General features: G+C 30.6%; 5 protein-coding genes. All 5 read left to right on the top strand.

Translation table 11 applies throughout. The features are described 5' to 3' along the window. The first annotated feature begins 87 nt into the window (after nucleotides 1-87). The 5 genes from Q1A73_RS24220 (at nucleotide 88) to Q1A73_RS24200 (ending at nucleotide 4,319) form a co-directional block, all read left to right on the top strand. Nucleotides 88-465, top strand: a complete 378-nt coding sequence (locus Q1A73_RS24220; protein WP_299611325.1) for a hypothetical protein — start codon at nucleotides 88-90, stop codon at nucleotides 463-465. Between the two features lie 189 nt (nucleotides 466-654). Next, nucleotides 655-1,425 (top strand): hypothetical protein, encoded by a 771-nt coding sequence (locus tag Q1A73_RS24215; protein ID WP_299611322.1) that lies wholly within the window; start codon nucleotides 655-657, stop codon nucleotides 1,423-1,425. 74 nt (nucleotides 1,426-1,499) lie between these two features. Next, nucleotides 1,500-2,099, top strand: a complete 600-nt coding sequence (locus Q1A73_RS24210; protein WP_299611318.1) for a DUF4738 domain-containing protein — start codon at nucleotides 1,500-1,502, stop codon at nucleotides 2,097-2,099. Between the two features lie 703 nt (nucleotides 2,100-2,802). After that, nucleotides 2,803-3,270, top strand: a complete 468-nt coding sequence (locus tag Q1A73_RS24205; RefSeq protein WP_299611315.1) for a hypothetical protein — start codon at nucleotides 2,803-2,805, stop codon at nucleotides 3,268-3,270. A gap of 197 nt (nucleotides 3,271-3,467) precedes the next feature. Further along, complete coding sequence (locus tag Q1A73_RS24200) at nucleotides 3,468-4,319, top strand: hypothetical protein (protein ID WP_299611312.1); 852 nt, start codon at nucleotides 3,468-3,470, stop codon at nucleotides 4,317-4,319. The last annotated feature ends 139 nt before the right edge of the window (nucleotides 4,320-4,458 follow it).

Below are 4,458 nucleotides of genomic sequence, written 5' to 3'. Positions count from 1 at the left end.
TAAAAAACTAATGCTAACAATTTGTATAGTGCATAGCACCCTACGGGATACTACGACACCATACAAGAAACGTTGTAACCTATTCGAATGAATATTAATAAACTTGACATAAATAAACTCATAAAAACTCAAAAAACTAAATCCGAAGTAATAGATTCTCTTAAAAAGTTTGACAGTAAAAAAATGGAAATAGAAAATGACCGAATATTAGTGCTTGGAAAAGCTTTCTATGACTTTAATTGCGAACTAAATATTCCAGATGTAAAACTGACGGTTAAACCTAAAAAAACTCTTCTGATTTTGACGTTAGTTGTTTTAATTTTATGGACAATCACAATCATATATAAAAATGGAGTCTTATTGGGACTTGTTTTGACAGGGTTATTTGTAATTTTTGTAGGAGTTGTTCATAAAAAAATGATAGAATTAAATCTAGAAGAAATATCTGAATTGATAAAAAAGTAAAACAGGTTACAACATGATATATGTGGCATAGCAGCAAAGTGATCAATCGAATGGTTGTTGTATTTTTGGTAAGACGCAATGCTCGCAGAAAGTAAAAGTTAGCAACCAATGCGCAGAAAAATCGAAAAGCAAGGTAACATTTTGCTCTGCTACGACACATATATTAAACGTTAGCCAAAATTAACACAAATGATATTTAAAGGGCATTTTGATTTATTAAAACAACCATTAGACTTCACCAAAACAACCATATACTCTATTGAAGAAGGTAAAGAATTTATTCATAAAGAGTATTACTATTTAAATGGTAAAGTAATAAAGATAATTAACTACCTAAATGGAGTTTTATCTGAATATCAATATTTAAATGACAATGATTTTGAAATCAGATTTTATTTGTTTGAAGAATCGATAACTGAAAAAAAACTAGATTCAATTAAAAAAATTTCTGAATCGAACGGTATAAAACTAAAAGAAAATCTTACCGAAATTAGAGATGGTAAAAAAACAACAGTTTATACTGGCACTTATAAATATTCTGGAGAGTATTTAATAGAAGAAAATTATATCTACCCTGACTCTAAATACATAATCCAACATAATTGGAATAAAGATAAATCTGTATGTGAAGTAATACATATAGATGAACCTGAAAGGGTAAAATATACTTTTGACAAAAATGGTTTTTTAAAAGAATGCTTAAATTTTCAGTATGAAGGTTCTGTTAAAAAAACGGAATATGAATACAAAGACAATATGCTATTCAAACTAATTGAATTTCCCCATTTAACTTACAAAAAAAATTTAATTGGGAAGGGGCTTAAAATTATGGGGAAAGCTCAATTTATGGATGAAATAGAACATTACTATTCCAATGATAAACTTCTTAAAAAGGAGGTTGTCAAAGATTACGAAACCAAAGAAATAGTAAGAGAAACTTATTATAAGTACGAAAAATAACTTTGGCTAACAAAGTGTAAAAATGCATTAAAACGCATTTTACACAAACCGTTGTGTGTAACCCAAAATATTATATGAAAGTAAAAATCATAATTCTTGTGCTAACATTAGGTTTTATCTCCTGCAAATCTGAACGAAAGCCTGAAAATATAAATTCTAACTCAAAAAAGGAATTAAATACCGAAATTGAGGTCGTCCAAAATGAGAAATCTGTTGAAAAAAAACAAAAGATAAATGATACTATTGAACGATTCTTTCCTCTAGAAAAAGAAACTGTCAAAAAAGATACTTTGATTGACAATTTGGACATGCGAATTTCTATCACTCAAAATTCTTTAGACTCATATGTTGTCGATGAATTTGATAGTGATGGAGTAAAAAATATTCATAAGTATCGTGATTTTGAACATCACTTGACGATAAAAAAAGGCACAAAAGTTCTAATCGACACAGTATTTCAGAAAGAAAAATTTGTGGAGAATGCTGGTCAACAGTTAATTGATATTTCCAGGTTTCATGGATATTGGTTTAACAAAATCAAAGACCAACAAATCGAATTATTTGGAGTAATATCAAAACCTGAAGGAGATGATTGGACATTCGCATTTCAACATTTCTTTGACATAAATACTGGTGAATTTGAAATAAAAGAATCAGTCGATGAAGAAATATAAAAAAGGCTACACACAACATTATATATGAAATCAGAGCAATTTAGCGCTTAAACGAAAGGTCATTTCCTTTTTGCAATGGCGCTAGATTTTTATAAGTTTAATAAGAAATAAAAGTGCGCAGATAGATCAATTAGTTCAGGTATGTTTGCCTTGCTCCAATTCATATATTTAGCGTTATCCGTGCATTTTAGGAATCTGAAAAGTAAAACGAAAGCAACGAACGGTTAACCACCCAATGACCTGATTATGTTTGTGATGGTTAGTGTCTAATCGAGGAAAAAAGCGATAAAAAAACCAAAAATGAGGAGGATTACGGAGTAGTAACGTGCTAAAAAATCGGCTTTTTGGCTGACCAGCTTCTGACTAAAAAAGTTCAGGTTCATTTGGTAAGGTCTGTCTCCTACTCTATGATTGCAAGGTGATCGCGAGAAAGAAAAAATAAATTTAATGGAGTAATTACGCAAGTAATATCACCTTGCTTGGCAGCTTTGCTAAGGTTTGTGACTGGAAAAAAATAAACGCACGATAACAAGATATATGTGCCATAGCAGCAAAGTGATCAATCGATTGGTTATTGTATATTTATGAAGGCGCAATGCTTGCAGAATGGAAAAGTTAGCAACCAATGCGCAAAAAGATCAAAAAACAGGGTAACAATTTGCTCTGCTACGACACATATATTAAACGTTAGCTGTCATTAGAAATGATAAAAATTAATAAATCGAACTACGAATTTTACAAAGAAATTTTCACAATTATTTGGGAATTTGAAGCGAAATATGCAAAAATGGATCCTAATGCGGAGTTTTCTCCTGTAAATGTGTTACGAAATTGGGAAAAGGAAAGTGAATCCCTAGCTAGAAGAGGATTGAGAGAGGGATTAAGAGATTCATTAACTGAACTTAAAGATTTACCGAATGATTTAAAAACGGAACTGAATAACAATTTGACTTCGAAAAAATTTCCTTCATTAAATATTTTGACTTCTCAAATCAAAAATTTACCCAAAAAAGTACTCGAAAAAAAGAAGATTAAAAATCTTGACGAATATTATGTTATCAAAGAGGTTTTAAATGATTTGGAATATGGAATAACGGAATCGCAACGGACTGAATTGAATAAAATATTTGGAGAGTTTGAAAGAAATTGTATAGAAAAAAACGCCAGCTAACAACACCTATGCGATAATGCGGATTAGGGTTTGACCGAAAGGGCTTTGCCTGTTTGGTTTGTCACCAAAGATTTAAATTTAGTATTTTGGAAAAGATAAAAATAAAACACAAACTTTGGCTAAGTGCTGATTCGAAGACTAGCGATTTTCTGCTTCCGCACTATGCATAGCTAAACGTTACCAGCAATTTGAAACAAATGAAACTAAACCACTTAATAATTCTTATTTTTTCAACTTCCTTTTGTTTCGGACAAACCAAAAATTATTGTGAATGGACCGGATGTAATTTATCAGCAGATAATTCTGCACATTTTGACCCTTATTATAACGGACATCTTTGCGAGAACTTTGATCCAAAACAATCTGATTTTAGCCAAGAGTATTTAGAGCTTCAAACAAAAAGAATATCGGAAGTTGCTACTGAAGTAACAGAAGAAATATCTGACTATAATTTTGTTTTAGATTCTTTATTTAATACCTACAACAAACAGCAGAATGGAATTATTGGATTAGATAATAGAAGAATAAGAATTCATATATCAAAAACAGAAGTTGATAAAAAAAATAAATTAACATTCCTGATCTATGGAAAATCAAATGTAAAAGGAAACATTTGTGATTTTAAAGGTAAGTTGAAAATACTCAAGGTTTTTGAAGTAAAAGAGGGTTATGATTTCAATGGTCAAGGAGAACTTTTTGCTAAGTATGAGTTTTTTGAGGACAAAAATCAAAACCACGTAGGCTCTTTTAAAGGCACTTTTGATTGTGCAATTAAAATAAATCATACTACTAAAAGTATTAAGTTAGATGAGAGTTTTGCTATTGCCGATGGCTATTACAACCGAACCTATGTGGGAACTTGGAAGAGCTATAAAAGTGGTAAAGTAAAAAAGTGTATTTGGGGTGATTATCGACTTCCGTTCACATTTGATCTTGATTGTGGAGATGGTGAAATGCATATATGTGAAAAGTATGAAAAAAATGGATGGACAAGCTTCAATGATGGAACTGAATTCAGAACTCTAAATAGATGGTGGAATAAAAAATAAAACAGCTGGTAACAAGGTGTATAAAATCATAGTGGCCAAAAGCCACAGCGATTCATACACACAACGTTATCTCTCATTTGAAAAGAATAATTCATATACTAATAGTGATCATCACCATAATTGTGGTAGGAGCTTCTTT

The sequence above is a fragment of the uncultured Aquimarina sp. genome (assembly GCF_947492115.1).
GTDB lineage: Bacteria > Bacteroidota > Bacteroidia > Flavobacteriales > Flavobacteriaceae > Aquimarina.
The sequence above is the reverse complement of the archived record's forward strand: the minus strand, read 5'-3'. Positions and strand labels throughout refer to the sequence as shown.

Excerpts from the sequence above, each read along its gene's own strand:
- Q1A73_RS24220 (WP_299611325.1), top strand. The coding sequence starts at position 88 with ATGAATATTAATAAACTTGACATAAATAAACTCATAAAAACTCAAAAA.
- Q1A73_RS24215 (WP_299611322.1), top strand. The coding sequence starts at position 655 with ATGATATTTAAAGGGCATTTTGATTTATTAAAACAACCATTAGACTTC.
- Q1A73_RS24210 (WP_299611318.1), top strand. The coding sequence starts at position 1,500 with ATGAAAGTAAAAATCATAATTCTTGTGCTAACATTAGGTTTTATCTCC.
- Q1A73_RS24205 (WP_299611315.1), top strand. The coding sequence starts at position 2,803 with ATGATAAAAATTAATAAATCGAACTACGAATTTTACAAAGAAATTTTC.
- Q1A73_RS24200 (WP_299611312.1), top strand. The coding sequence starts at position 3,468 with ATGAAACTAAACCACTTAATAATTCTTATTTTTTCAACTTCCTTTTGT.